The 25,459-nt window shown below is 73.3% G+C and carries 20 protein-coding genes; 8 read left to right on the top strand and 12 right to left on the bottom strand.

What is annotated here, in order from left to right:
* Nucleotides 1–9: 9 nt before the first annotated feature.
* From treY to DDQ41_RS26320, 3 genes are all read left to right on the top strand, one after another.
* Nucleotides 10–2,325, top strand: coding sequence for a malto-oligosyltrehalose synthase (treY, locus tag DDQ41_RS26330; protein ID WP_109297956.1), 2,316 nt, complete (start codon nucleotides 10–12; stop codon nucleotides 2,323–2,325).
* 526 nt (nucleotides 2,326–2,851) lie between these two features.
* On the top strand, nucleotides 2,852–3,436 hold the full coding sequence (locus tag DDQ41_RS26325) for a TetR/AcrR family transcriptional regulator (protein WP_109296691.1): 585 nt from the start codon (nucleotides 2,852–2,854) through the stop codon (nucleotides 3,434–3,436).
* A gap of 98 nt (nucleotides 3,437–3,534) precedes the next feature.
* Entirely contained in the window at nucleotides 3,535–3,822 is a 288-nt protein-coding gene (locus DDQ41_RS26320; protein ID WP_109296690.1) for a YciI family protein, read from the top strand.
* Nucleotides 3,823–3,935: 113 nt separating this feature from the next.
* On the opposite strand, the gene DDQ41_RS26315 is transcribed toward DDQ41_RS26320, so the two are convergent.
* The 7 genes from DDQ41_RS26315 to DDQ41_RS26285 form a co-directional block, all read right to left on the bottom strand.
* Nucleotides 3,936–6,332: a glycoside hydrolase family 65 protein gene (locus DDQ41_RS26315; protein ID WP_109296689.1), complete on the bottom strand. Its 2,397-nt coding sequence runs from the start codon at nucleotides 6,330–6,332 to the stop codon at nucleotides 3,936–3,938.
* Nucleotides 6,329–7,072, bottom strand: coding sequence for an HAD family hydrolase (locus DDQ41_RS26310; RefSeq protein WP_167450282.1), 744 nt, complete (start codon nucleotides 7,070–7,072; stop codon nucleotides 6,329–6,331). The genes DDQ41_RS26315 and DDQ41_RS26310 overlap by 4 nt, the downstream gene beginning before the upstream one ends.
* Nucleotides 7,073–7,472: 400 nt before the next feature.
* Nucleotides 7,473–8,924 (bottom strand): glucose-6-phosphate dehydrogenase, encoded by a 1,452-nt coding sequence (gene zwf / locus DDQ41_RS26305; protein ID WP_109296687.1) that lies wholly within the window; start codon nucleotides 8,922–8,924, stop codon nucleotides 7,473–7,475.
* Nucleotides 8,925–8,927: 3 nt separating this feature from the next.
* Entirely contained in the window at nucleotides 8,928–9,959 is a 1,032-nt protein-coding gene (gene gnd / locus DDQ41_RS26300) for a phosphogluconate dehydrogenase (NAD(+)-dependent, decarboxylating) (RefSeq protein ID WP_109296686.1), read from the bottom strand.
* A gap of 61 nt (nucleotides 9,960–10,020) precedes the next feature.
* Nucleotides 10,021–12,087: a transketolase gene (tkt, locus tag DDQ41_RS26295; RefSeq protein WP_109296685.1), complete on the bottom strand. Its 2,067-nt coding sequence runs from the start codon at nucleotides 12,085–12,087 to the stop codon at nucleotides 10,021–10,023.
* 625 nt (nucleotides 12,088–12,712) lie between these two features.
* Nucleotides 12,713–13,570 (bottom strand): universal stress protein, encoded by an 858-nt coding sequence (locus DDQ41_RS26290; RefSeq protein ID WP_109296684.1) that lies wholly within the window; start codon nucleotides 13,568–13,570, stop codon nucleotides 12,713–12,715.
* A 450-nt stretch (nucleotides 13,571–14,020) separates the two neighbouring features.
* The gene (locus DDQ41_RS26285; RefSeq protein WP_109296683.1) at nucleotides 14,021–14,572 is read right to left on the bottom strand and encodes a DUF1707 and FHA domain-containing protein; all 552 of its coding nucleotides are present in this window, start codon (nucleotides 14,570–14,572) and stop codon (nucleotides 14,021–14,023) included.
* A gap of 968 nt (nucleotides 14,573–15,540) precedes the next feature.
* Here DDQ41_RS26285 and treZ point away from each other — a divergent pair.
* Nucleotides 15,541–17,292, top strand: coding sequence for a malto-oligosyltrehalose trehalohydrolase (treZ, locus tag DDQ41_RS26275; protein ID WP_109296681.1), 1,752 nt, complete (start codon nucleotides 15,541–15,543; stop codon nucleotides 17,290–17,292).
* 249 nt (nucleotides 17,293–17,541) lie between these two features.
* On the opposite strand, the gene DDQ41_RS26270 is transcribed toward treZ, so the two are convergent.
* The 3 genes from DDQ41_RS26270 to DDQ41_RS26260 form a co-directional block, all read right to left on the bottom strand.
* Nucleotides 17,542–18,678: an aminopeptidase P family protein gene (locus tag DDQ41_RS26270; protein ID WP_109296680.1), complete on the bottom strand. Its 1,137-nt coding sequence runs from the start codon at nucleotides 18,676–18,678 to the stop codon at nucleotides 17,542–17,544.
* 375 nt (nucleotides 18,679–19,053) lie between these two features.
* Nucleotides 19,054–20,013 carry a hypothetical protein gene (locus DDQ41_RS26265; RefSeq protein ID WP_109296679.1) on the bottom strand — a complete coding sequence of 320 codons (960 nt, stop codon included), beginning with the start codon at nucleotides 20,011–20,013 and terminating at the stop codon, nucleotides 19,054–19,056.
* 594 nt (nucleotides 20,014–20,607) lie between these two features.
* Nucleotides 20,608–21,189: a TetR/AcrR family transcriptional regulator gene (locus DDQ41_RS26260; protein ID WP_109296678.1), complete on the bottom strand. Its 582-nt coding sequence runs from the start codon at nucleotides 21,187–21,189 to the stop codon at nucleotides 20,608–20,610.
* A gap of 206 nt (nucleotides 21,190–21,395) precedes the next feature.
* On the opposite strand from DDQ41_RS26260, the gene DDQ41_RS26255 reads away from it, so the two are divergent.
* Complete coding sequence (locus DDQ41_RS26255) at nucleotides 21,396–22,229, top strand: oxidoreductase (RefSeq protein ID WP_109296677.1); 834 nt, start codon at nucleotides 21,396–21,398, stop codon at nucleotides 22,227–22,229.
* A 241-nt stretch (nucleotides 22,230–22,470) separates the two neighbouring features.
* On the opposite strand, the gene DDQ41_RS26250 is transcribed toward DDQ41_RS26255, so the two are convergent.
* Nucleotides 22,471–23,106, bottom strand: a complete 636-nt coding sequence (locus DDQ41_RS26250; protein WP_109296676.1) for a nucleoside/nucleotide kinase family protein — start codon at nucleotides 23,104–23,106, stop codon at nucleotides 22,471–22,473.
* A gap of 77 nt (nucleotides 23,107–23,183) precedes the next feature.
* On the opposite strand from DDQ41_RS26250, the gene DDQ41_RS26245 reads away from it, so the two are divergent.
* Nucleotides 23,184–23,573 carry a VOC family protein gene (locus DDQ41_RS26245; RefSeq protein ID WP_109297955.1) on the top strand — a complete coding sequence of 130 codons (390 nt, stop codon included), beginning with the start codon at nucleotides 23,184–23,186 and terminating at the stop codon, nucleotides 23,571–23,573.
* A gap of 144 nt (nucleotides 23,574–23,717) precedes the next feature.
* Here DDQ41_RS26245 and DDQ41_RS26240 read toward each other — a convergent pair whose 3' ends face one another.
* Entirely contained in the window at nucleotides 23,718–24,197 is a 480-nt protein-coding gene (locus DDQ41_RS26240; protein WP_109296675.1) for an ATP-binding protein, read from the bottom strand.
* Nucleotides 24,198–24,313: 116 nt separating this feature from the next.
* On the opposite strand from DDQ41_RS26240, the gene DDQ41_RS26235 reads away from it, so the two are divergent.
* Both DDQ41_RS26235 and DDQ41_RS26230 read left to right on the top strand, forming a co-directional pair.
* Nucleotides 24,314–25,162 (top strand): helix-turn-helix domain-containing protein, encoded by an 849-nt coding sequence (locus DDQ41_RS26235; RefSeq protein WP_109296674.1) that lies wholly within the window; start codon nucleotides 24,314–24,316, stop codon nucleotides 25,160–25,162.
* The gene (locus DDQ41_RS26230; RefSeq protein ID WP_109296673.1) at nucleotides 25,159–25,407 is read left to right on the top strand and encodes a DUF397 domain-containing protein; all 249 of its coding nucleotides are present in this window, start codon (nucleotides 25,159–25,161) and stop codon (nucleotides 25,405–25,407) included. Before DDQ41_RS26235 ends, DDQ41_RS26230 begins: the two co-directional genes overlap by 4 nt.
* Nucleotides 25,408–25,459: the final 52 nt, after the last annotated feature.

The following is a 25,459-nucleotide window of genomic DNA, read 5'->3' as shown; positions in this document are numbered from 1 at the left end:
TACGTTCGCATGACGCCCACCTCCACATACCGGCTCCAACTGCAACCGGACTTCCCCTTCCGGGCCGCCGAGGAGGCGGTCCCCTACCTCGCCGGCCTCGGTGTCTCCCATCTGCACCTCTCCCCCGTCCTGGAGGCGGTGCCCGGCTCCCGGCACGGGTACGACGTCGTCGACCACGGCCGGGTGCGGGAGGAGTTCGGCGGCGAGGCGGGGCTGCGCGCGCTGGCCCGCACCGCCCGCGGGCACGGCCTCGGACTGGTGGTCGACATCGTGCCGAACCACATGGCCGCGTTCCCCCGGTACAACCGGGCCCTCCGGGAGGTGCTGCGGGAGGGGCCCGGGTCGCCGTTCGCCCGCTGGTTCGACATCGACTGGGACGCGGGCGGCGGGAAGGTGCTGATGCCCGTGCTCGGCGACCGGCTGGGCGAGGAGTTCGGCGCGCTGCGGGTGGAGGGGCGAAGCCTGCACTACGGCGAACACGCGTTCCCGCTGCGGGAGGGGACGCAGGAGCTTCCGCTGCCCGAGCTGCTGGACGCCCAGTGGTACCGGCTCGGCTGGTGGCGGCTGGCCCGCACCGAGCTGAACTACCGCCGGTTCTTCACCGTCTCCGATCTGATCGGCCTCCGGGTGGAGGACCCGGAGGTCTTCGCCGCCACCCACGCCAAGATCCTGGAGCTGGTGCGGGACGGGGTCGTCGAGGGCCTGCGGATCGACCACCCGGACGGGCTGGCCGACCCGGAGGGCTATCTGCTGCGGCTGAACGAGGCGACCGGCGGCTGCTGGACCGTCGTCGAGAAGATCCTCACCGGCGACGAGCGGCTGCCGGCCTCCTGGCCGGTGGCCGGCACCACCGGCTACGACGCGCTGTACCGGATCGACGGGCTGTTCACCGACCCGGACGGGGCCGGGGAGCTGCTGCGGCGGTACCGGGACCACACCGCCCCCGCCGGGGACCGCGGCGGCTACTGGGGGGCGACCGTACGGCGCGCCGCCCGCACGGTGGTGACGCACGAGCTGGCGGCCGAGACCGAGGCCCTGGCGCGGCTGGCCGAACGGGTCTGCGCCGCGGACCCGGCGCTGCGCGACCACGCGCCCTGGGCACTGCGCACCGCGATCCGCGAACTGCTGGTGCGGGTGCCCGTCTACCGGCCGTACCGCACCGGCGGCGAGTCGGTGGTGACCGCGGACGCGGCGCTGCGGGCGAGGGCGGCGTTCGCGGTGGCCCGGGAGGGCGACGCGGTGGACGTGGTCCGGGACCTGGCGCTCGGCCGGCTCGGGGACGGCCCGGACCAGCGTGCGTTCCGGGCGCGGTTCGCGCAGACGTCGTCGGCGCTGCGCGCGAAGTCGGTTGAGGACACGGCCTTCTACCGCTATGTACCGCTGCTGTCGGCCAACGAGGTGGGCGGCGACCCGGGCCGGCCGGCGGTGGCCCCGGAGGAGTTCCACGCCTACTGCGGCAGGATCGCCCGGGACTGGCCGGCCTCGGGCACGGTGCTCTCCACACACGACACCAAGCGCAGTGCGGACGTCCGGGCGCGGATCGCGGTGCTGTCCCAGTGCCCGGAGCGGTGGGAGCGGCTGCTGACGGGCCTGGACTGGGCGCCGGCCCCGGACCGTCACTTCGCCTGGACGGCCTGGCAGACGGCGACCGGCTTCGGTGTGCCCGACCCGGGGCGGCTGGGTCCGGCGCTGCTGAAGTCGGCGCGGGAGGCGGGGCTGCACACCGGCTGGACCGAGCCGGACGAGGGGTACGAGCGGGCCGTGCGGGAGTTCGTGGAGGCGGGACCGGCCGGGCGCGCCATGCACCAGGTGGCCCTGTTCGTCCGGGAACTGGACGCGTATGTACAGGCCAACGCGCTCGGCGCCGCGCTGGTCCATCTGACGATGCCGGGGGTCCCCGACCTCTACCAGGGGACGGAGGCCGACTACGTCGCGCTGGTCGACCCGGACAACCGGCGGCCGTTCCGGGAACGGGACGAGGACCGGAAGACAGCGCTGACGAGGGCGGCGCTGGGTCTGCGCCGGCGACGCCCGGAGGTCTTCGGCGGGTCGGGCTCATACGCTCCGCTGGCGGCGGACGGGCCCGCGGCGGCGCACTGCGTGGCATTCGCCCGCTCGGGCGAGGTGGTCACGGCGGTGACCAGGCTGGCGCTGCGGCTGGAGGAGTCGGGCGGCTGGCGGGACACCTCGCTGCCGCTCCCGGCCGGGCGGTGGGCGGACCTGCTCTCTCCGGGCCGGGAGTTCACGGGCGGGGCTCCCCTGCCCCTGGCGCAGTTGTTCGCCGCGGGCCCGGCGGCACTGCTGGAGCGCACGGACGGCGGCTGACCACGGCCGCCGGGTATCCGGTCGTTCGCAGGGCTGAAGTCCGACGTCGGGTGATGCCGGTCGGGCGGCGGATCGTCCAGAGGGCGAACAGGCTCGGTACCGGTGGTCTGCCGGGTGGTGACCGGTGGTCGTCCGGGTGGTGCCGCGGGACCGGGCGCTGGCGGCACGTCGGCCTTGCCCAGGCTAGGACGAATGTCCTAGAGTCGGAGCCGTCGCCTAGGACGACCGTCCTAGGATGTGTTGCGAATACAGCTCCGCCCGCCGGGCGGGGCCTGCGGCATCCGGTACGTGCGACCGCAGGTCGGAGGGTCATCCCCGTACCGGGCGTACTCGGAGGAGTCCGACAACGCAGCGCGGGGGAACCCCCGTACCCGAAGGGCTGCGCGGGAGTACGTGCCGGCCGTCGCCGGCCAGGCGGGACATCGCCGCACGCCGTAGGGGCCGTAGGGGCCGTAGGGGCCGTAGGGGCCGTAGGGGCCGTAGGGGCCGTAGGGGCCGTAGGGGCCGTCGAGTGTGAGGTGTGGCCATGGGTACGCGCGAGCAGATCGTCGATGCCGCGAACCGGCTGTTCTACGAGCAGGGCTTCGAGTCAACGTCGTTCGCGGCGATCGCGGAGGCGGTGGGGATCTCCCGGGGCAACTTCTACTACCATTTCAAGACCAAGGACGAGATCCTCCAGGCGGTGATCGAGGCCCGGTTGGCGAGCACCCGGAAGATGCTCGACGCATGGGCTGACGCTTCGGCGGACCCGCTCGATCGCGTACGGCGGTTCGTCGGGATCGTCATCACCAACCGCGGCGACATCGAGAACTACGGCTGCCCGGTCGGGACGCTGACGAACGAACTCGCCAAGCTCGGCCATCCCGCCCGCGCGCACGCCGTGGGCGTCTTCGAGCTTTTCCGCACCTGGCTGCGCGAGCAGTTCGAGGAACTCGGATGCGAAACCGAATCCGATGACATCGCGATGCACGTCCTGGCGTTCAGCCAGGGGACCGCCATGCTGTCGAACGCCTTCCAGGACGGCGACTTCGTGTACCGCGAGGTCGACCGGATCGACACCTGGCTGTCCGGGCGACTGGCCTCCCGCCCGTCCACCGACGGCGCGCGCTGAGCCGCGTCCGCTCCTGCCCGCCCCTTTCCCTTTCCTGGATCGCATTCCCGCGGATCGCGTTTCCCTGGACCGCATCCCGTCTACGTGAGGAGATTCTCGTGCACGTCGCCCTGCTTCGTTTCTCTGCCAACAAGTCCGCCGCCGCCGAGCACATGGAGGGGCACCAGAACTGGATCCGCCGGGGCGTGGAGGAGGGCGTCTTCCTACTGGTGGGAAGCATCCAGCCGGGCCAGGGCGGCGCGGTGCTCGCCGCGGGGCTCACACTGGAGGACTTCCGGGCGAGAGTCGCCGAGGACCCGTTCGTGGTCCACGACGTCGTGACGGCCGAGATCATCGAGATCACTCCCAACCTGACGGATCCTCGGCTCGCGTTCCTCAAGGACTGATGACGCGCGGGCGGCCCGCGCCGCCTTCCCGCCGCCCCGGTAGCATCTCGGACGGCGCCACACCCGCCTCAGAACACAGAACACGGCACCGGGCACGCGCCCGGCGGCGTGGGTCAGCCGTCCGCGGCGTCGGGGGCGGCCGGGACGGACAGCGCCCGGTCGGCCGGGCGGCGGCCCTGGGGCTGCTGCGGCTCGGGCAGCACCGGCAGCGGGGGGACGGGGAGTTCCACGGGTGGGCCGGCGGAGAGCGCGACCGGTTCGCCGTGGTGCAGGATCTGCAGCGGCTCACCCTTCTCCAGGGTGTAGCGGACCGCGTGCGGGCGGATGTCCACCCGCAGTCTGCGCTGCCGCACCAGCACCGTGAACCGCAGACCGGACAGCGCCTCCGGCAGCCTGGGGGCGAAGCCCAGTCGGCGTACCCCCTCCTCGTCCTCGTGCTGCCGCATGCCGCCCAGCCCGGCCACCAGGGCCATCCAGGTGCCGGCGAGGGAGGCGATGTGCAGTCCGTCCCGGGTGTTGTGCTCCAGGTTCTCCAGATCCATCAGCGCCGCCTCGCCCAGATAGGCGTAGGCGAGCCGCATATGCCCGGTCTCGGCCGCCATGACGGCCTGGCAGCACGCCGACAGTGACGAGTCTCGCACGGTCAGCGCCTCGTAGTAGGCGAAGTTGCGGGCCTTCTCCTCCGCCGTGAAGTCGTCCGGGCAGGTCACCATGGCGAGGACCAGGTCGGCCTGTTTGACGACCTGTTTGCGGTAGAGGTCGAAGTAGGGGAAGTGCAGCAGCAGCGGGTACCGGTCGGCCGGGGTGTTCGCGAAGTCCCAGTGCTGGAACGTGGTGAACCCGGCGGACTGCTCGTGCACACCGAGGTCCTCGTTGTACGGCACGGCCGTCCGGGCGGCGGCGTCCCGCCAGGCGGCCGCCTCCTCCTCGCCGACGCCCAGTTCCTCCGCCCGGTCGGCGTGCCGGGCGACCGCCTCCGCCGCGGCCAGCAGGTTCCACCGCGCCATCAGGTTGGTGTAGAGGTTGTCGCGGGCGATGGCGCTGTACTCGTCGGGGCCGGTCACACCGTCGACGTGGAAGACGCCCTCCGGGTCGTGGTGGCCGAGCGAACGCCACAGCCGTGCCGTGTGCACCAGCAGTTCCAGTCCGGGCCCGCGCTCGAACTCCTCGTCCCCGGTGGCCGCCACATAGCGCGCCACGGCCCGAGCGATGTCCGCGTTGACGTGGAAGGCGGCCGTGCCGGCGGGCCAGTAGGCGGAGCACTCGGCTCCGCTGATGGTCCGCCAGGGGAACGCCGCTCCGGCCAGCCCGAGCGTGTGGGCCCGGTCCCGTGCCGCGGGCAGGGTCGCGTGCCGCCAGCGCAGCACCGGGGCGACGGCCCGGGGGGCGGTGAAGGTCAGCATCGGCAGGACGAACGACTCCACGTCCCAGAACGAGTGCCCGTCGTAGCCGGTACCCGTCAGCCCCTTGGCGGGAATGGCCCGCTCCTCGCTGCGGGCGGCCGCCTGGAGCACGTGGAACAGGGAGAAGCGCACCGCCTGCTGGATCTGCGCGTCGCCCTCCACCTCGACGTCGGCGCAGGACCAGAAGTGGTCCAGGAAGGCCCTCTGCTCGGCGAGCAGCCCGTCCCAGCCCGTGCTGCGGGCGGCGGCGACCGCCGCGTCGGCCTGGTCGTGCATGGCCGGCAGCGACCTCTCGGCCGACCACCCGTACCCGACGAACTTCACCAGCCTCAGCCGCTCGCCGCGCTTCAGCGTCGCGGTGACGGTGAGCCGGCTGACGTCCGGCTCGCTCTCCGCGGACCAGTCCGTCCCGTCCGGGCCCTCGACGACATGGTCGGCCGCGGCCGCCACCCGCTGGCCGCTGCGCCGGGTGCGGTGGACCAGCCGCAGCCCGGTGCCCCGCGCGGAGTGCTCCTCCGGCTCCAGCGGCGCGTCGACGACCGCGGCCACCCGGGGGTCGCCGGGTTCGTGCGGCATCTGCTCGTTGGCGACCAGCTCGGACTGGACGGCCACATGGGCGGGTCCGTCGAGCGGCTCGACCTCGTAGGCGATGGCGGCGATGGCGCGCTGGGTGAGCGACACCAGCCGCTCGGAGGTGATGCGGACGGTGCGGCCGCCCGGCGAGGTCCACTCCGCCGTGCGGTGCAGGACGCCGGTGCGGAAGTCCAGTACCCGTTCGTGGGCACCGAGTTCGCCGTAGCGCAGGTCGAAGGGATGGTCGTCGACGAGCAGCCGGATGATCTTGCCGTCGGTGATGTTGATCATCGTCTCGCCGGACTCCGGGTAGCCGTATCCGGCTTCGGCGTACGGCAGCGGATGGAGTTCGTGGACGCCGTTGAGGTAGGAGCCGGGCAGCCCGTGCGGCTCGCCCTCGTCGAGGTTGCCGCGCCAGCCGATGTGCCCGTTGGCGAGGGCGAAGACGGACTCGCTCTGAGCGAGCAGGTCGAGGTCGAGCCCGGTCTCGCGCAGGCGCCAGGGTTCGACCGTGTAGCCGGATTGGCTGATCATCGCGACTCCATCAGTTCGGCCAGGTCGTCCACCACCACGTCCGCCCCGTGCCGCCGCAGCTCCTCGGCCTGCCCGGCGCGGTCGACGCCCACCACCAGGCCGAAGTTCCCGGCCCGGCCCGCCTCGACGCCGGCGAGCGCGTCCTCGAACACGGCCGCCTCCGCGGGCGGGACGCCGAGGGCGCGGGCCGCGGCCAGATAGGTGTCGGGCGCCGGCTTGCCGTGGAGCCGCTGCTCCCGGGCGACGACCCCGTCGACCCGTTCGTCGAACAGGTCGTCGATACCGGCGGCGGCGAGCACGTCCCGGCAGTTGGCGCTGGAGGAGACGACGGCGGTGCGCAGCCCCGCGTCGCGGACGGCGTGCACATAGGCGACGGAGCCCTCGTACGCCTCCACGCCGTCCTCCCTGATCCGGCGGAGCACCAGTTCGTTCTTGCGGGTGCCCAGACCGCCCACCGTGTCCCGCTCCGGCGGGTCGTCGGGCGCCCCGTCGGGCAGTTCGACGCCGCGGGAGGCGAGAAAGGTGCGGACGCCGTCCTCGCGGGGCCGGCCGTCGACGTACTCGTCGTAGTCGCGGACGGCGTCGAACGGCACGAAGTCGGTGCCCTCGCGGTCCGCGCGCCCGCGCAGGAAGTCGTCGAACATCTCCTTCCAGGCCGCGGCGTGGACCTTCGCCGTGCGGGTGAGGACGCCGTCGAGGTCGAACAGACAGGTGCGCACATGATCGGGTAGCCCCAGCATGCGGTCGAGGCTAGGAGGCGCCGGGGGCCGCGGAGGCGGGGGCGTACGCCCGCCGCACACGCGTACCCCGTGGGGATGACGTGCCGGGTGCCATCCGGAGCAGCCCGCCGCCCGGAGCCCCGCCCGGCACCCGCGGAGCGGGCCGCCGGCGGGACCGGGCCCGGTACACGGCGTCCCGGCTCCCGCGGGACCGGGCCGGAAGCCCCCAGGGCCGGCCGGCTCCCGGGAGCCTCGGACATCAGACACCGGACATCGGACATCGGACACCAGACACCGGACATCAGACGCCGGACGCCGGTCGGCCGGCGCCCCGGGAGCGGACGCGGGCCGCGGTCCCGCGGCTCCCGGTCCCGCGCGGCTCCCGGTCCCGCGGCGGCCCGCTCCGCGGCTTCCGGTCACGTCACCGGCCGTCCGGCAGGCTCCAGCGGTACGGGCCGACGAGACGGCCGATGCTCTCCGGCCCCCAGGAGCCGGGCGCGTAGGGCTCCACCGGCGGCGGGTTGTCCAGCAGCGGGGTGGACACCTCCCAGAGCCGTTCGATGCCGTCGGAACGGGTGAACAGGGACTGGTCGCCGAGCATCGCGTCCAGGATGAGGCGCTCGTACCCCTCCAGCGCGTACATGGTGTTGAAGGATTCGGCGTAGCTGAAGACCATCTCGGCCTCGCTGAGCCGCATCGCGGGCCCTGGCTCCTTCACCAGGAAGCGGGCGGCGATCCTGCCCGGGTCGGCGAAGTCGATCACCAGCTCGTTGGTGCGGTGGCGGTGGTGGGAGGGCAGTGCGAACATCCGCAGGGCGGGCTCCCGGAAGCCGAGCGTCACCACGTGCCGCCCCTCCGCGAGCGACTTGCCGGATCGCAGATAGAAGGGCACGCCCGCCCAGCGCCAGTTGTCCAGCTCGACGCGCAGCGCGACGAAGGTCTCGGTGTCCGAGCGGGGGTCGACGCCCGGTTCGCCGCGGTAGCCGTCGTACTGGCCGCGCACCACGTGCGCCGGGTCCAGCGGCCGCATGGACTGGAACACCTTCTCCTTCTCGTCGCGCAGGCACTTGGCGGCCAGCGCGGTGGGCGGTTCCATCGCCACGAAGGCGAGCAGCTGGAAGAGATGGGTGACGATCATGTCGCGGAAGGTGCCGGTGCCCTCGAAGAACCGGGCGCGGCCCTCGATCCCGATCTTCTCCGGCACGTCGATCTGCACATGGCTGATGTGCTCGCGGTTCCACACCGGCTCCAGCAGGCCGTTGGCGAACCTGAGCGCCAGGATGTTGTCGACCGACTCCTTGCCGAGGAAGTGGTCGATACGGAAGACCCGCGACTCGTCGAAGACGGCGTGGATCGTCGCGTCGAGGGCCCGCGCGGAGGGCAGGTCCGTGCCGAACGGCTTCTCCACGATGACCCGGGCGCCTTCGGCGAGACCCGTCGCGCCGAGCATCTCGATGACGGACGCGAAGGCCTTCGGCGGCACGGCGAGGTGGAACAGCCGGCGCGCCCCGCCGCCCACGGCCTGCTCGGCGTCGCGCACCGCCGCCAGCAGCGGCCCGGGGTCCTCGGGGTCGGCGGCGCCGAAGGACAGCGCCTCCTCGAACGTCTGCCACGCCTTGCCCTCGGGCCCGGACCTGCCGAACTCGGCGACCGACTCCCGCGCCCGTTTGCGGAACTCGTCGTCGTCGAGCGCCTCACGGGCGGGGGCGGAGCCGACGATCCGGTAGCGGCCGGGCAGCAGCCCGGCCTTGGCGAGGTGGAAGAGCCCCGGCAGCAGTTTGCGCCGGGCCAGGTCTCCGGTGGCGCCGAACAGCACGATGACGTGGTCGTCCGGGACGGCGCCGCGGTGCGCCGTGCGGGTTCCGCGGGTCACGGGTCACCCCGCCTTCTCGGCGTGCCCGCCGAACTCGCCGCGCATCGCGGACAGCACCTTGTCGGTGAACCGCCCCAGCTCGCGGGACTCGTAGCGCTCGAAGAGGGCGCCGGTGATGACGGGCGCCGGCACGCTCTCGTCGACCGCCGCCAGGACCGTCCAGCGGCCCTCGCCGGAGTCGGACACCCGCCCGGTGTACGCGTCGAGCCCGGGCGAGCGGGCGAGGGCGTCGGCGACGAGGTCGACCAGCCAGGAGCCGACGACCGAACCGCGCCGCCACACCTCGGCGACCTCGGCCACGTCGATCTCGTACCGGTACGCCTCCGGCTCGCGCAGCGGGGCCGTCTCGGCGTCGACCTCGCGGGAGCGCAGGCCCGCGTCGGCGTGCCTGATGATGCTGAGCCCCTCGCCGATGGCGGCCATCATCCCGTACTCGACACCGTTGTGGACCATCTTCACGAAGTGGCCGGCCCCGCTGGGTCCGCAGTGCAGATAGCCCTCCGGCGCGGTCCCGTCGGTGCGGGTCCGGCCGGGAGTGGGGGCGGCGTCGCCGGTGCCCGGGGCGATGCTGCGGAAGATCGGGTCCAGCCGCGCCACGGGCTCGTCCTCGCCGCCGATCATCAGGCAGTAGCCGCGTTCGAGGCCCCACACTCCGCCGGAGGTGCCGCAGTCGACGTAGTGGATGCCGCCGGGGGCGAGCTGCCCGGCGCGGGCGATGTCGTCGCGGTAGTACGAGTTCCCGCCGTCGACGACGGCGTCGCCGGCCGCCAGCAGGGTGGCCAGCTGGTCCAGGGTCGGCTGGACGACACCGGCGGGCAGCATCAGCCAGACGTTCCTCGGCTGTTCCAGCCGGTCGGCCAGGTCGTGGAGCGAGGAGGCGGCGGTCGCCCCTTCCTTCTCCAGCTGCTTGACGGCGTCGGTGTCGAGGTCGTAGACGACGCAGTGGTGGCCGTCGCGCATCAGCCGGCGCACCAGGTTGGCGCCCATCCGGCCGAGTCCGACCATGCCGAGCTGCATGGGCGTGTCCGTGGTCATGGTCGATCTCCCCGTTCTCGGTGAGTGCGGACGGTGTGCGGTACTGCTCGGCGACGGCGCGTCACGGCGCCGTCCCCGGTCCGGCCGCCAGCAGTCCGCGGGCGGTCTCCGCGACCCGCTGGGCGGTGAACCCGAACTTTGCGAGCAGCTGCTTCAGCGGCGCCGAGGCGCCGAACGTGTGCATGCCGACGAGGGCGCCCCGGTCGCCGACGTACCGGTCCCAGCCGAACGTCGACGCCTGCTCGATGCCCACCCGCGCGGTCACCGACGGCGGCAGCACCTCGTCGCGGTACTCACGCGGCTGACGGTCGAACAGCTCCCAGCAGGGCATGCTGACGACGCGGGCGCCGACGCCCTCGGCCGCCAGCTCGTCCCGGGCCCGAAGCGCCAGGGACACCTCGGAGCCGGTGGCGAGCAGGATCACCTGCGGCTCGCCGGAGGGTGCGTCGGCCAGGACGTACGCGCCGCGCGCGACGCCCGACGCGGCCGCGAGCCGGGTGCGGTCGAGGGTGGGCAGCGCCTGCCGGGACAGCACCAGCGCCGCCGGTTCGTGCCGCAGCCGGGCGACGCAGCGCCAGGTCTCGGCGACCTCACCGGCGTCGGCCGGGCGGAACACCAGGAGACCCGGGATCGCCCGCAGTCCCGCGAGCTGCTCGACCGGCTGGTGGGTCGGCCCGTCCTCGCCGACGCCGATGGAGTCGTGGGTGAAGACGTGCACGACCGGCAGCTCCATCAGCGCCGACAGCCGGATGGCGCCCCTGGCGTAGTCGGAGAAGATCAGGAAGCCGGACCAGTAGGGGCGCAGCTTGGTCAGGGCCATCCCGTTGGCGACGGCGGCGGCCGCGTGTTCGCGGATGCCGAAGTGGAGGTTGCGTCCCCCGTGCTCCTTCGGCTGCAGGTCGCCCGCGCCGTCGAAGGTGAGCCTGGTCTTCGTGGACGGGGCGAGATCGGCCGAGCCGCCGAGGAGCCAGGGGACGTTCCGCGCCAGGGCGTTCAGCACCCGGCCCGAGGAGTCCCGGGTGGCGAGGCCCTTCGGGTCCGGGGCGAAGTCGGGGAGATCCCGGTCCCAGCCGTCGGGGAGTTCGCGGCGCTGCATGCGCTCCAGCTCGTCGGCCTCGGCCGGCCAGGAGGCCCGGTAGTCCTCGAACCGCTTCTCCCACGCCGCACGCAGTTCCGCGCCCCGGGCGCCGATGCCCTGGGCGAACCGCTCCCGCACGGCGTCGGGCACCCGGAACTCCTCGTCCTCGGGCAGCCCGAGGAATCGCTTCGCCGCACGGACTCCGTCCGGGCCGAGCGGCGAGCCGTGCGCCTTCGGGGAGTCCTCGACGGGCGAGCCGTAGCCGATATGGCTGTGCACCAGCACCAGGGTGGGGCGCTCGGCCTCGGCCCGGAAGTCGTGGAAGGCCCGGGCGGTGGCGTCGAGGTCGTTGGCGTCGGCGACGGTGGTCACGTTCCAGCCGTACGCGAGGAAGCGGGCGGCGACGTCCTCGGTGAAGGCGATGTCGGTGTGTCCCTCGATGGTGACCCGGTTCGAGTCGTAGATCCAGCACAGGTTGGACAACCGCTGGTGGCCGGCGAGGGAGGCGGCCTCCGAGGCGACGCCCTCCATCATGCAGCCGTCCCCGGCGAGGGCGTACACGTCGAAGTCGAACAGCGGGAAATCCTCGCGGTTGTACGCGGCACCCAGCCACCGGCCGGCGAGGGCCATCCCGACGGACGTGGCGACGCCCTGCCCGAGCGGGCCGGTCGTGGTCTCCACGCCGCTCGTCCAGCGGTACTCGGGGTGCCCGGGGCAGCGGGAGTCCAGCTGCCGGAAGGACTTCAGGTCCTCCAGCGTGACGGCCGGGCGGCCCAGCACCTCGTAGTCCGGGTCGACGGCATGGACCCCGGCCAGATGCAGCAGGGACCACAGCAGGACCGAGGCGTGCCCCTCGGACAGCACGAAGCGGTCGCGGTTGGGCCAGATCGGGTCCCGGGGGTCGTACCTGAGGAAACGCTGCCAGAGGGTGTAGGCGACGGGGGCCATGCCCATCGGTGTGCCCGGGTGCCCGGACTCGGCCCGCTGCACGGCGTCCATGCACAGTCCGCGGATGGTGTTCACCGACAGGGTGTCCAGGTCGTCGGTCATGAGCGATCCCCGTTCTCGGCCTTGTTCGCGGGCTTCTCGGGCTTCTCGGCGTTGTTCTCGGGCCTGTTGTTGTCGGGCCTGTTGTTGTCGGGCCTGTCGTTGTCGGGCTTCTCGGGCCTGTTCTCAGACTTCTCGGGCTTGTCGTTGTCGGCGTACTCCCTGTTCGCGTTCTACGTGTGCTCCGTGCCCGTGTGCCCAGCGTCTGTGTGTCGCCCGGGCCGGTGTTCCCCGGGCCTATGCCGTCCGGATCCATGTCCTTCGGGTCTGTGTTCTTCGAGCCTCTGCCGTCTGGGCCTGTGTTCTTCGGGCCCTCGGCGTGATCCGTGTTCCCGGCGTGATCCGCGTTCCCGCCATGTGGCCTTCCTTCTCCACGTGGCCCTTCTCCGTGTGGCCTTCTCCGTGTGGCCTTCTCCGCGCCGTCGCGGCCCGCCCGGCGGACGGGCCCGGCACGGGGCCGCCGACCGTCTCCGGGCCCGCTCGGCAGACGGCGGAGGCCCCTGGTGCCGACGATGCCGCCGGCACTCCTCGCATCGTGTCCGGGGCACCCCGGCGCAAGCCTCACCCGCACCGGGTGAAACGCGCCTTGCGGGCGGGTACCCGCAGGGGCGCCCGCGGGGCGGGCGCGTCAGCCGTGCGGGACGACGGTCACCGGGCAGGCGGCGTGGTGGATCAGGGCATGGGTCGTCGAGCCGATGTGCGAACCGTGCCCCCGGCGCCTCCCGAGTACCACGAGACGGGCGTCCGCGGCCTCCTCGACGAGGCGGTCGGCCGGCCGGCCGATGGCCGACTCCTCGGCGACGTCCACGGCGGGGTACTTGTCGCGGTAGGGCCGCACCGCCTGCGCCAGCGCGGAGGCCATCTCGGCCCGCGGACCCGAGTCCGTGTCGGCGGCCACCCGGTGGCGGTGCAGGAACGGGGCGTGCCAGCTGTGCAGCACATGCAGGGGGACACCGCGGCGGGCCGCGTAGTCGAACGCGAATTCGAGCACTTCGTCCGCGGCGTCGTCGATGTCGAGACCGAGCACGACCTTGTTCCGGCCGTGCTCGCCATGGGCGTCCTCGCGGTAGTCGGGCCGCACCAGCACCACCGGCTGTTTCGCGTCCGCGACCACCTCCTGCCCGACGGAGCCGACCATGAACCCGCCGATGCCGCTGAGCCCGTGCGTCCCCACGACGAGGATGTCGGCCTCGGACCCCGCGTCCAGCAGCACCCGGGCGGGCGCGTCCTCGACCTCCTCGGCGGCCAGGGTCAGCTGGGGCCTGCGGGCGCGGGCGCGCTCCTCCATGGCGCCCAGGACGTCTCCCGCCTCCTCGGCCCGCTCCTCGTGTGTCATCCGCACGGCCTGCGGCTGGTGGGGGATCCACTGCGTGGCGTACACCAGCCGCAGCGGGGCGGCGCGCAGCGCGGCCTCGTCGGCGGCCCAGTCCACGGCCGCGAGACTTCCGTCGGAGCCGTCCACTCCCACGGCGATCGGTCGGGACATGCTGCCCTCCTTGCCTCGGGCTCTCGCGGAGGGGCCGGGCGCGTCGGGCGCGGCCGTCGGCGCGAAAGGACCCCTGATCAAGAAAGTACCGACTCAGGGGAGACCGCGCGATTCTGGGGGTAACCGAGTGTGACCGAAGGTGTGCGGGGTGCTCTGGGGCGGGGACGACGGCTGCGGGATACGGCAGGACGGCATACGCCGCCGGGACGGGATGCGTCGCCAGGACGGGGCAGCCGCCCGGGATGCGGGCGCCGGTCCCGCCCCCGCGGCTCCGGGTCACCCCCTGCGCGTACGCGCGTACGGGCCCCGCCGGGTGCGTCGCCGGCTCCCGGTCGTGGCTGGACTGCGCGTACGCGCGTACGGGCCCCGCCGGGCCGGGTGCCGCCTCTCAGCGCGCGTCGAGGCGGAGCCCCTCGCCGACCACGACGCCCGACTCCACCGAGCCGCCGCTCAGCGCGCGTCGAGGCGGAAGCCCATCTGACCGAAGCCGACCATGTCCCCGGCCCGGACCACCACCGAGCCGGTCACACGACGGCCGTTGACGGTCGTGCCGTTGGTCGAGCCGAGGTCGCGGAGCACCCACAGGCCGCCGCGCAGCGACAGTTCGGCGTGCAGCCGCGACACCGTCTCATGGCTGAGCCGCAGCCCGTTGGACGGATCGCGGCCGATGCGCAGGGGCGACGGCCCGGGCTCCGGCAGCAGCAGCGGAGGTAGCCGCTCCGCCCGCCAGGCGCGGCCGAGCCTCATCGAGAACGCCGAGACCCTCCCCACCGCACCGAACAGCTTGTCGGACAGACGGCCGCCGTACGGCCGCAGGTCCGCGGTGAGCACCCGGAGTTCGTCCGGTCCGCGGGCGGCCAGGGCGAGTTCCATGCGCCGCACGAACGTGTCATGTGAGAGCCGGCCCTGGACGGCGCCCTCCCGGAGCACCCCGAGCACGCGCTCCCGCTCGGCGTCGGAGGGCCGCGCGGGATGCGTCTGGAACTCGGAGGAGGACGTCACAGACCCGATTGTCCGATCGGGCGCTCCGGGTGTCCAGAAGGGACAGGGGAGATCGCTTCGGTGCCGGTTCGGCACTCCCCGGGAGGCTGCGGGGAAGGCCCGGACTGCGGCGAGTTGGAAGGCCGCTGCCGGGTGGCGGCCCCTGCCCCGCCTCCGCCACGGCCGGCCCTGCTCCGTGCCCTTGCGCTCCCCGCTACCCGCATACGTGCGGCCACCGCTCCCCGCATACGTGCGGCCACCGCTCCGCGCCTGCGCGAGGGCGTCTGCCTTCCGCGAGACGCCCGCTCTCTGCGAGACCGGTGACCGGCCCCGGAGGACCGGTCCCGGAGTCTGGTCTGCTTCTGCCCCGGTGCGCGCGGAGCGGGTGCCGCCCCCGCGCGGGTGCGCGCCGCCGCGGAAGGCCGTCGGCGCCCTGGGCGAGGCAGGGCCGCCCCCGCGCGGGTGCGCGCCGCCTGTCATGCGGGCACCCGGCCGGACAGCCGCGGGGCCCGCACCGCGCGCGGCCGCTCCTCGGGCCGTCCCAGCCCGGCGACCCCCGTCCGGAACGCGGACGCCGTGGCGCCCCAGAGGAACCCGGGTGGGAAGGCGGGGAGCGGTGGCGGGGACGGAGGTGGCGGGGACGGAGGTGTCGCGGAGCGAGGAGCCGGGGAGGGCGATGTCATGGCGCGGACCCTGGTACCGGCGAGTACGGCGCCTCCCGGGGTCGGAATTGCCAGGATGGGAGGAAACCACCGCTCACGACGCAGCACGGGACGAGTCCGCCGGCGCCGGTCGCAGGGACGTCGTCTGCGGCGTCTGCGCCGCCATGAACGCCGATGCCCACATCGACGCCAACACCAACACCGACACGAAGGCCAACGCCAAGGCCAACACCGACACCAAAACCAACACCAACACCAACACCAACACCAACGCCCACATCAACGCCCACATGAACGCCGACGCCGACACGACAGGGGATCGATCACGTGCTGTTCGAGGTATGGGCACCGCACGCACAGGACCGGGTCGACTTGTGGCTGGAGGACACCGAACAGGGGATGGAACGCGATCCGTCACGGGAGGACTGGTGGACGGCCGAGGCGGACGCAGGTGACGGGGACCGGTACGGCTTCCGGCTGGACGGCGGCCCCGTCCTGCCCGATCCCCGCTCGCGCCGGCAGCCCGGCGGCCCGGACGGGCCGAGCGCCGTGGTCTCCCCCGACGCGTACGTCTGGCGCAACGAGGACTGGCGCGGCCGGGACCTCGTGGGCGCGGTCCTCTACGAACTGCACGTCGGCACCTACACACCCGAGGGCACGCTCGACGCCGCCGCCGCACGGCTCGATGAGCTGGCGGAACTCGGCGTCACCCATGTGGAGCTGATGCCCCTGTGCCCCTTTCCGGGGTCGCACGGCTGGGGTTACGACGGCGTGGCGCCCTGGGCCGTGCACGAGCCGTACGGCGGTCCCGGGGCGCTGAAGCGCTTCGTCGACACGGCGCACGGCCTCGGCCTCGGTGTGGTGCTGGACGTGGTGCACAACCACCTGGGGCCGTCCGGCAACCATCTGCCGGCGTTCGGGCCGTATCTGACGGACCTCCACCACACGCCGTGGGGCTCGGCGGTCAACCTCGACGCGCCCGGCTCCGACGAGGTGCGCGCGTACCTGATCGGCAGCGCGCTGGCGTGGCTGCGGGACTACCGCGTCGACGGACTGCGGCTGGACGCGGTCCACGCCCTGGTCGACACCCGCGCCCTGACCTTCCTCGAGGAACTGTCGGCGGCGGTCGACCGGTTCGGGGCCGAGGTGCGGCGGCCGGTGTTCCTGATCGCCGAGTCCGACCGGTGCGACCCGAGGACGACCACCCCGCGCGAGGAGGGCGGCCTCGGGATCCACACCCAGTGGAACGACGACTTCCACCACGCCCTGCACACCGCGCTGACAGGCGAGTCGCAGGGCTACTACGCCGACTTCGCGCGCGCGCCGCTCGGCGCACTCGCCAAGACCCTCGGGCATGTGTTCTTCCACGACGGCACGTACTCGACGTTCCGCGGCCGCACGCACGGACGGCCCGTCGATCTCGTCCGCACCCCGGCGCACCGGTTCGTCGGCTACGCCCAGACCCATGACCAGATCGGCAACCGGGCGACGGGCGACCGGCTGTCGGCGTCCCTCTCCCCCGGGCTGCTCGCCTGCGCGGCCGCGCTGGTGCTGACGGGACCGTACGTCCCGATGCTGTTCATGGGCGAGGAGTGGGGCGCCCGTACCCCGTGGCAGTTCTTCACCGACCACACGGACCCGGAACTCGCCGAGGCGGTACGGCAGGGCAGGCGGCGGGAGTTCGCCGGCACCGGCTGGGCGGCGCGGGACATCCCCGACCCGCAGGACCCCGCCACCCGGGAGCGGTCCTGCCTGGACCGCTCCGAGCGGGTCCGCGAACCCCACGCCCGGCTGCTGGCGTGGTACCGCGAGCTGATCGCCCTGCGCCGGGGCGAGCCGGACCTGTCCGACCCGGACCTGGCGGCCGTCCGGGTCGCCTACGACGAGGTGGCACGCTGGTTCGTCTTCCGGCGAGGGGAGATCCGGGTCGCGGTCAACTTCGGCGGCGAACCGGCCCGCATTCCCCTGGGCTACGGGGGCGGCAGACTGCTCGCCGCGTGGGGCCCGGCCGTGCCGCCGGGGCCGGCAGGGGTGCTCGAACTGGCGGGCGAGTCATGTGCGGTGCTGCACGAGGTGTGACACGAAGCGTGCGTGTGACCGCGCAGCATGGGTCACGCCCGTGACCCGGCACCCCGGCCCGTCCCGAACCACACCCCGGCCCGTCCCGAACCACACCCCGGCCCGTCCCGAACCGCGCTCCGGCCGGCTCGCCCTGCTGAGCCGGCCGAGCAGCGCCTCGCGGAACCCGGGGCGCGCATGGCCGGGTGCCGAGCGGACCGGGAGCGGCCGGCCGAGCCGAACCGGAAGGGGACGCCGCCCGCTTGCTGCTCACTCGACGATCGCCAGCTCGCGCGGTGTGCTGTTCAGCCGCCGGCCGCCCGTGTCCGTGACGGTCACGATGTCCTCGATCCGCACCCCGAAGCGGCCGGGGAGGTAGATGCCCGGCTCCACCGAGAAGCACATTCCCGGCACCAGCGGCCGCTCCTCCCCCTCGATGATGTACGGCGGCTCGTGCGTGGTGACGCCGATGCCGTGACCGGTGCGGTGGATGAAGTACGCCCCGTAGCCGGCGCCGTCGATCACCGCCCGCGCCGCCCGGTCGACGTCCTGGCAGGCAGCCCCCGGCCGGACCGCCTCGAACCCGGCCTGCTGCGCCTCGCGCACGATGTCGTGGACCCGGCGCTCCTCCTCCGTCGGCTCGCCCACGTGCACGGTCCGGGTGGTGTCGGAGCCGTATCCGTCCTTCAGCCCGCCGAAGTCGAGGACCACCATGTCGCCCTCCACGATGGTGCGTTCACCGGCCTCGTGGTGCGGGTTCGCCCCGTTGGGGCCCGAGCCGACGACGGTGAAGTCCACCTGCGAGTGCCCGAACCGCAGCAGCAGGGCGGCGAGGTCCGCGGCCACGTCGGTCTCCTTGCGGCCGGAGAAGCGGACCTTGAGGATCTCGCGGTACGCCTCGTCGGCGGCGGCACCGGCCGCCGCCAGCCGGGCGAGTTCCCGCTCGTCCTTGACCGCGCGCAGCATGGGCAGGGCCCGCGTCAGCGCCGTGTAGGTGGTACCGGGCAGTTCGCGCTGCATGCCGAGCAGGTGCATGGCCCACGCGTTGTCGCTGATCCCGTAGCGGCCGCGCCCTTCGAGCAGTGCGGCGGTGACGGCGTACGGGTCCTTGCCGTCCGTCCAGTCCCGCAGGGTGAGCGCGGGCCCGCCGGCGGCGCGCCGCGCGTCCGGGGCCTCCAGGGCGGGTACGACGAGCACCGGGTCCTGCCCTTCTACGAGGACGAGAAAGGTGAGCCGCTCGGTCGGCACGGGCTGGTAGCCGGTGAGGTGGACCAGGTCCGGGCCGGGAGCCACCAGGAGACCGGACAGCCCGGCCTCGGCGGCTGTCCGGGCGGCGCGGGCCATCCGCACCCGGTAGTCGTCGGCGGTGAACGGCGCCGGCGGCGCGGCCTCGGCAGTGCTGGGCATGGGCTCCTCCGTAGGGTGTCGGCCGGCCCGGAAGGGCCGGGCGCGGGTATTCCTTCCCGGCCGACCGGCCGCCGGTCGCCGGTCGCCGGTCGCCGGCCGTCTGTCATCTGACATCGACCGGCCGTCTGTCATCCGTCATCCGTCATCTGTCATCTGTCATCCGTCATCGGCCGACCGGCGCGCGGTCCTCGGCCGGCGCGCGGTCCTCGGCCTGACGGGGCCAACGGCCCCGTCTGCGTTGCCCGGTGCGTGCGGGAAGCCGCGTCCCTCCGCCCGCCGCCGGTGCCTGCCGTGAGCGGAGCGCGGTCCGGGAGCCCCGCGGGCCTCGGCCGCCGCCCGGATGCCGGCCGTCAGCAGTCGCCCGGATGCCTGACCTCAGTCGTCACCCGGATGCCGTGCCACGAGACGTTCCAGCATGTCCTGGAATTCCTCGCCGACCACGATCCGCAGCCCGTCCCCGTCCCGGTCCCGGTCGCTGAGCTGGGTCAGCGACCCGGCCCGCCACCAGTAGACGTAGGGGGTGATCGCCCCCGGCGTGTCGGCGTACCCGGACGCGGCGAAGGCGGCCAGGGCGTTCAGGGACGGGATGACCCCGGCGTCGCGGATGACGTGGAAGGCGATCTGATGCCGGAACGGCAGCGCTACGAGGGCACCGTCCGGTGTGATCCGCTGCCCGGTGACCTGGCGGACGAGCGTGTCCAGGGCGAGGACCCGGCTGGCCGTGTAGAAGGAGTCGCCGACCACCACCTCCAGGCGCATGCCTCCGGCGTCCTTGATGGTCTCGTGTCCCTCCACGGGAAGGTCCCGCAGATTGGCCATCGCCCGTTCGCGCAGCACCGGTACGTCCCCGAGCGGCGCAAGGGCGTCATCGGTCAGGATCATCACGCTCTCGGGGAGGTCGAGCGCGAGCACCTCGCTCAGTCCCGGCGCGAGCGGCCGGGCATAGCGGAACGTTTCCCTGTCCAGGCCCTCGGAGCCGATCACCCTGGGGTACAGCTGGGACCGGATCTGCTCGGGCGGCAGGGTGTCCAGCGCGGACGGCGCGTCCATGGTGCGGAGCACCATGCCGACATGGTCTCGAATGACCTTCGGCCATACGCGGGGGCCCCGCTCGTCGTTGTGGCAGACGGCGGCCAGGTTGCCGAGCCCGAACTGGCGTCCGGCACTGTCGGTGACGGCGTCCGCGTAGACGGTGACCTCCAGGCCGCGCTCGGCGAACGCCTCCCGGACCTGGCCGCGGAAGTGGGAGCCCTCCGCCACCGAGAAGAAGGCGTACTCCGCGTCCCGAGGGGTGTCGTCCCCGTCCCGCTTCGGCCCTCGCCGGAAAAGCCTCACATCGGCCCCCGCTCGTCCTGTGTTTCGGATCGGATCCTGATTGATCGGATGGTGCCCGTGTTCGGTTCCGCGCTGTGCGTGCTCAGGTTTCGAGCGTACCGAGCACACCAGGGGCCCCGCTTGCCAGGCCCGCTCGGCACCCAAGCGGCCCCGGTGCCACGCTTGCGCTGCCCTTCACCGTCTCGCTCCGTGTATGCGTGCCGCCTTGCACCGTCTCGCTCCGTATATGCGTGACGCATATGTGGCGCGGCGAGGTATCCGGCGCCTGTGCGGTGGGCGTATGACTCCGGGGCCCGGACGGACCGACTGCCTGCCGGGTCCCGCCGGCCCGTCCGAGGTGCGTGGTCCCCGGCCGTAGCCACCCGTCGGACTCGGGGACACACCGGCCGGGGCGTCCAGTCCCCGGCCGAGGGACCCGGACCCGGCGGGGCACCCGGCGGGGCACCCGGCGAGGGACCCGAGGGCACCTGGCGGGCACCTGAACGCCGGCCCGGGCCTCAGCGAGGCACCCGGCGAGGCACCCGGGCCACCGCCGGATACCCGGCGGTGGCGACGCCGCACATCAGGCCCCGGGCCGGCAGGCGCGCCAGCCGTTCAGCCCCCCTCCGCCCCCCGGCCGGCCTGTGCGGTGAACCCGGCCAGGAAGAGCGCCAGCCACCGGGAGCGCACGGCGGGCTCCTGGTCGGTGGGGGCGGTGAGGACCAGCATCAGGAAGTCGTCGACGGTGACGTCGGGGCGGAGGTCCCCGTCGGCGACGGCGGCGGCGATGATCCGTTCCGTCGCGGCTCTGAACCGCTGCTCCTGCCGCTCGGTCCAGTGCGCGGCGCCCAGGGTCTGGGCCGCCGCCTTCACGCTGCGGTCCCGGGCCGCGGCCTCGATCGTGCGCTCGGCGATCCGGGTGATCTCCGCCATCGCGTGGGAGCCGTCCGCGACGCGTGCCGCCGCGGCCTCGATGTCGACGGTGATGGTCTCGCTGTGCTCGGCGATGACGGCCCCCACGAGGTCCGTCTTGGTGGGGAAATGGCGGTAGAGCGTACCCACGGCCACGCCGGCCGCCTCGGCGATGGCGTCCATCGGGACATCGGGTCCGTGGAGGGTGATCTGCTCGCGCGCGGCGGCCAGGATCTTCGTCCGGTTGCGGACGGCGTCCGCGCGCAGCGGGCGTGAACCGGCCATGGGTCCTCCGTAACTCGGCCAGGGGCGGGCTGCCGCGCTCGCGGGGCGGACCGTCGCGCCGAGGGCACTCGGCGGCCCGCCCCCGCGGCATGAAGATGAATTCTAGTTCAGGATCACGTCCACTCGACTTGCACAAACATGAACCAGCGCTCATGATAATTATGAGTACAGGTTCACTTTATCTCGCGTCCATCGGAGGACCCGTCATGTCGAGCAAGGTCGCCCTGGTCACCGGAGCCTCTTCCGGCATCGGCGAAGCCGCAGCCCTGGAGCTGCTCGCCCGCGGATTCACCGTGTACGGCGCCGCCCGCCGTGTCGAGCGGATGTCCGCACTGGCCGAGCAGGGCGTCCGCGCGATCGCCATGGACGTCACCGACGAGGGCTCGATGCGCGACGGCGTGGACCGGATCGTCGCCGAGACCGGCCGGATCGACGTCCTGGTCAACAACGCCGGATACGGCTCGTACGGCCCGGTCGAGGAGGTGGCACTCGACGAGGCCCGGTACCAGTTCGAGGTCAACCTCTTCGGCGCCGCCAGGCTCATCCAGCTCGTGCTGCCGCACATGCGCTCCCGGCGCAGCGGCCGCGTCATCAACATCACCTCGATGGGCGGCAAGATCCATACGCCGATGGGTGCCTGGTACCACGGCACGAAGTTCGCCCTCGAAGGCTTCAGCGACTCCCTCCGCATGGAGGTCAGGCCCTTCGGCGTCGACGTGGTCGTCGTGGAACCCGGCGCCATCCGCACGGAGTGGAGCTCGATCGCCGCCGGCAAGCTCCGCAAGCTCGGCGAGGGCAGCGCGTACGCCGGGCAGATCGCCTCCATGGCCGGGACCCTCGAGTCGGAGAGCAACGCGCGCCGGTCCTCGTCCCCGTCGGTCGTCGCCCGCGCCATCGGCCGGGCCGCCACCAGCCGCCGCCCCAGGACCCGTTACGCGGTGGGCATGGGCGCCAAGCCGCTGATCATGATCCGCCGGATCCTGCCCGACCGGGCGTTCGACGCGCTCGTCGGACGTGCCATGGGCAGCCTCGGCGCATAGCGCGGCCGGGTACGGGCAGCCGGTCAGGCCGGGTACGGGCAACCCGTGAGACCGGGTACGGGCAACCGGTCAGGCCGGGTACGGGCAACCGGTCAGGCCGGGTACGGGCAGCCGGTCAGGCCGGGTACGGGCACCCCGTGAGACCGGGTACGGGCAGCCGGTCAGGCCGGGTACGGGCACCCCGTGAGACCGGGTACGGGCAACCGGTGGGGCCGGTCCGTGCGCACGGCAGCGGGGCGGCTCAGGCACCGGGCCCCGCCCGCACGGTGAGATGGGCGCGGTGCCGGCCGCGCGCCACCAGCCGGGCGTTGAACTCGTCGGAGTCGCGGACCCGGCGCTCGGCGTCGGAGCGCTCCCTGCCGAAGCGCACGTGCCGGTCCACGAGCCGGGGCACCCGTACCGCGTCGGGCAGCTCCAGGTACCAGACCTCGTCGAGCAGTGCGCGGATCCGCGCCCAGGGCCCCTCGTCGTGCAGCAGGTAGTTGCCCTCGGTGATGACGAGCGGGACGTCCGGGCCGACCGCGATACTGCCCGCCACCGGCTCCTCGATGCTCCGGTCGAAGACCGGCGCGTACACGGTCGTCCCCGCCTCGCGGGTACGGAGCCGGGTCAGCAGCGCCGCGAACCCGGCCGCGTCGAAGGTGTCCGGGGCGCCCTTGCGCCCCGCTCGGCCGAGCCGCTCCAGTTCGGCCCGCGCGAGATGGAAGCCGTCCATCGGGACGAGGACGGCACGCTCCGGGCCGAGTCGCGACACGAGTTCGGCGGCGAGCGTGGACTTGCCCGCCCCGGGCGGCCCCGCGATGCCGAGGAGGTGCCGTCCGCCGCGGCGGGCGAGACGGCCGGCACGGTCGGCGAGCTGCTCCGTCGACGGGTCCATGCGAGGCATTGTGTACCCGTCGGCGATACTGTGGCGCCCCCGAGCAAGGAGAGCCGATCCCCGTGTCCGCCGCACCGCTGCCCCGCATAGCCCTCGTCGCGCTGGTCGTCCGCGACTACGACGAGGCCATCGCCTTCTACCGGGACGCCCTCGGCTTCACCCTCGTCGAGGACACCGACCGGGGCGACGGTTCGCGATGGGTCGTGGTCCGGCCCGGCGGCGGCACGGGCGGCACGGATCTGCTGCTTGCGAGGGCGCACGGCGAGGAGCAGTCGGCGAGCGTGGGCGCGCAGGCCGGCGGCCGGGTCGGGTTCTTCCTCCACACCGACGACTTCGCCCGCGACCACGCCAGGATGACGGCGGCCGGCGTCCGCTTCCTGGAGGAGCCGCGCCACGAGCCGTACGGCTCGGTCGCCGTCTTCGAGGACCTGTACGGCAACCGCTGGGACCTGCTCCAGCCCGCGTAGCGACCGCGAGGTGCCCTCTCCGCGCGGGCTCCCGGCGTTCGCGATCACGGGGGCACCCTGCGGGCGTCCGGTCCGTATGCGGCACCCGGCGCTCCCCTCCACGTGCGCGTCCGGGGTTCGCGTCGCCCCGGTGCCCCGGGCGCTTCACCGCGACGGCAGGTCCAGCTCGGCGCGTACGGTCTTGCCGACCGGCACCCGGTCGAGGACCGACCACCGGTCGGCGAGCGCCGCGACGAGCACCAGCCCACGCCCGCCCTCCTCCCCACCGGGGCGTTCGGCCGAGGCCCGCATCTCACCGGGCCGGGGCGGGCGGCACTCGCCCCGCGGGTCCGACACGTCCACGATGAGCTTCCCGGGCTCCAGGGCGAGCCGCAGCTCGAAGTCCCGGCCCGGCACGAGCCCGTGGGTCACCGCGTTCGCCGCCAGTTCGGCGACCAGGACGGCGGCCGTCTCGGACGTCTCCGTCCCGTGCGGAACGCCCCAGGAGTGCAGTTGGTGGAGCGCCAGATGCCGGGCGAGCCGGGCACCGCGCGGCGTGGAGCTGAAGCGCTGTAAGAACACACGTACGGTGACGGGCGGTTGGGGGGCGGCGGGGATGGCCGGTGGGGTGGCCGATGCGGTCATGGGTCCCAATTCTGCGGCCGGACCTGGGGTTTCTCCAGCAGACCCCCATGTACGCTGTGTCAGCGTACACGCACTCCGGGTAGACGGTACGGGTCACCATCCGTGACGATGGCCCGATGGCGATGACGGACACCGGCGGAGCCGGTACGCACACCACTGAGCCGGAAGCCTCGGACAGTCTGCGGACGTTCGGGGCGGTGGTCCAGGCCCTGCGCGAGCACGCGGGTCTCAGCCGCGGCGACTTCGCCCCGCTCGTCGGGTACTCCAAGCACACGGTGGCCTCGATCGAGCTGGGCCGACGGATGCCGGACGACGGCTTCGTGGAGCGGGCGGAGGCGGCCCTCGGCAACACGGGCGTGCTGCGGCGGGCCGCGCAGCATCTCTCGCGACGGCCCGGGCTGGCGGCGTGGTTCCGCAGATGGGCGCGGCTGGAGGCGGTGGCGAGCAGCCTCGCCACCTACGAATGCCGTCTGGTTCCGGGCCTGTTGCAGACGGAGGCGTATGCGCGGACGCTGTTCGTCAACCAGCTACCGCCGCTGGGGGACGACCAGATCGAGGCGCAGACGGCGGCCCGGCTGGAACGGCAGCGGCTGCTGAGGGAGCGCCCGAACACGGCGTACAGCTTCATCCTCGAAGAACATCTGCTGCTGCGCCGGATGGGCGGGCCGGCGGTCACCCGCGAGCTGCTCGACCATCTCCTCGACCTGGCCGGACTCCGCAACATCGAGCTCCAGATCATGCCCCTGGTACGGGAGAGCCACGCGGGCCTGGACGGCCCGATGCAACTGCTGGAGACCCGCGAGAACAAGTGGTTCGGCTACTGCGAGGGCCAACGAGGCGGCCAGTTCGTCTCCGACCCCCGGGAGATCAGTGTGCTCCAGATGCGCTATGCCAGGATGCGCTCCCAGGCGCTTACCCTGGAGGACTCACTGAGCCTGTTGCGTCGGATGCGAGGAGCCCTATGAGCGGCAGCACAGAACTGGCCTGGTTCAAGAGCAGCTACAGCGGCGGCGACGGCGACGACTGCGTGGAGGTCGCGCTCTCCTGGCACAAGTCCTCCTACAGCAGCGGCGGCGACGGCGACTGCGTGGAGGTCGCCGCCTGCCCCACCACCGTCCACGTCCGGGACTCCAAGCAGGCCCCGGGCCCCCAGCTCGCCCTCTCCCCCACCGCCTGGACCCGCTTCGTCTCCTACGCGGCCGGGGGCTGAACCGGTCGGGCCCCGCGTCGGGGCCCGACCGCACCCTCCCGGGAGCCCGGTC

Origin of the sequence: Streptomyces spongiicola, from assembly GCF_003122365.1 — a bacterium.
Lineage (GTDB): Bacteria > Actinomycetota > Actinomycetes > Streptomycetales > Streptomycetaceae > Streptomyces > Streptomyces spongiicola.
The sequence above is the reverse complement of the archived record's forward strand: the minus strand, read 5'-3'. Positions and strand labels throughout refer to the sequence as shown.

Bases quoted from the DNA above. Each gene is read 5' to 3' on its own strand.
- treY (WP_109297956.1), top strand. From the start codon at position 10: ATGACGCCCACCTCCACATACCGGCTCCAACTGCAACCGGACTTCCCC.
- DDQ41_RS26325 (WP_109296691.1), top strand. From the start codon at position 2,852: ATGGGTACGCGCGAGCAGATCGTCGATGCCGCGAACCGGCTGTTCTAC.
- DDQ41_RS26315 (WP_109296689.1), bottom strand. From the start codon at position 6,332: ATGATCAGCCAATCCGGCTACACGGTCGAACCCTGGCGCCTGCGCGAG.
- DDQ41_RS26310 (WP_167450282.1), bottom strand. From the start codon at position 7,072: ATGCTGGGGCTACCCGATCATGTGCGCACCTGTCTGTTCGACCTCGAC.
- gnd (WP_109296686.1), bottom strand. From the start codon at position 9,959: ATGACCACGGACACGCCCATGCAGCTCGGCATGGTCGGACTCGGCCGG.
- tkt (WP_109296685.1), bottom strand. From the start codon at position 12,087: ATGACCGACGACCTGGACACCCTGTCGGTGAACACCATCCGCGGACTG.
- DDQ41_RS26290 (WP_109296684.1), bottom strand. From the start codon at position 13,570: ATGTCCCGACCGATCGCCGTGGGAGTGGACGGCTCCGACGGAAGTCTC.
- DDQ41_RS26270 (WP_109296680.1), bottom strand. From the start codon at position 18,678: ATGCCCAGCACTGCCGAGGCCGCGCCGCCGGCGCCGTTCACCGCCGAC.
- DDQ41_RS26260 (WP_109296678.1), bottom strand. From the start codon at position 21,189: ATGGCCGGTTCACGCCCGCTGCGCGCGGACGCCGTCCGCAACCGGACG.
- DDQ41_RS26255 (WP_109296677.1), top strand. From the start codon at position 21,396: ATGTCGAGCAAGGTCGCCCTGGTCACCGGAGCCTCTTCCGGCATCGGC.
- DDQ41_RS26250 (WP_109296676.1), bottom strand. From the start codon at position 23,106: ATGGACCCGTCGACGGAGCAGCTCGCCGACCGTGCCGGCCGTCTCGCC.
- DDQ41_RS26240 (WP_109296675.1), bottom strand. From the start codon at position 24,197: ATGACCGCATCGGCCACCCCACCGGCCATCCCCGCCGCCCCCCAACCG.
- DDQ41_RS26235 (WP_109296674.1), top strand. From the start codon at position 24,314: ATGGCGATGACGGACACCGGCGGAGCCGGTACGCACACCACTGAGCCG.
- DDQ41_RS26230 (WP_109296673.1), top strand. From the start codon at position 25,159: ATGAGCGGCAGCACAGAACTGGCCTGGTTCAAGAGCAGCTACAGCGGC.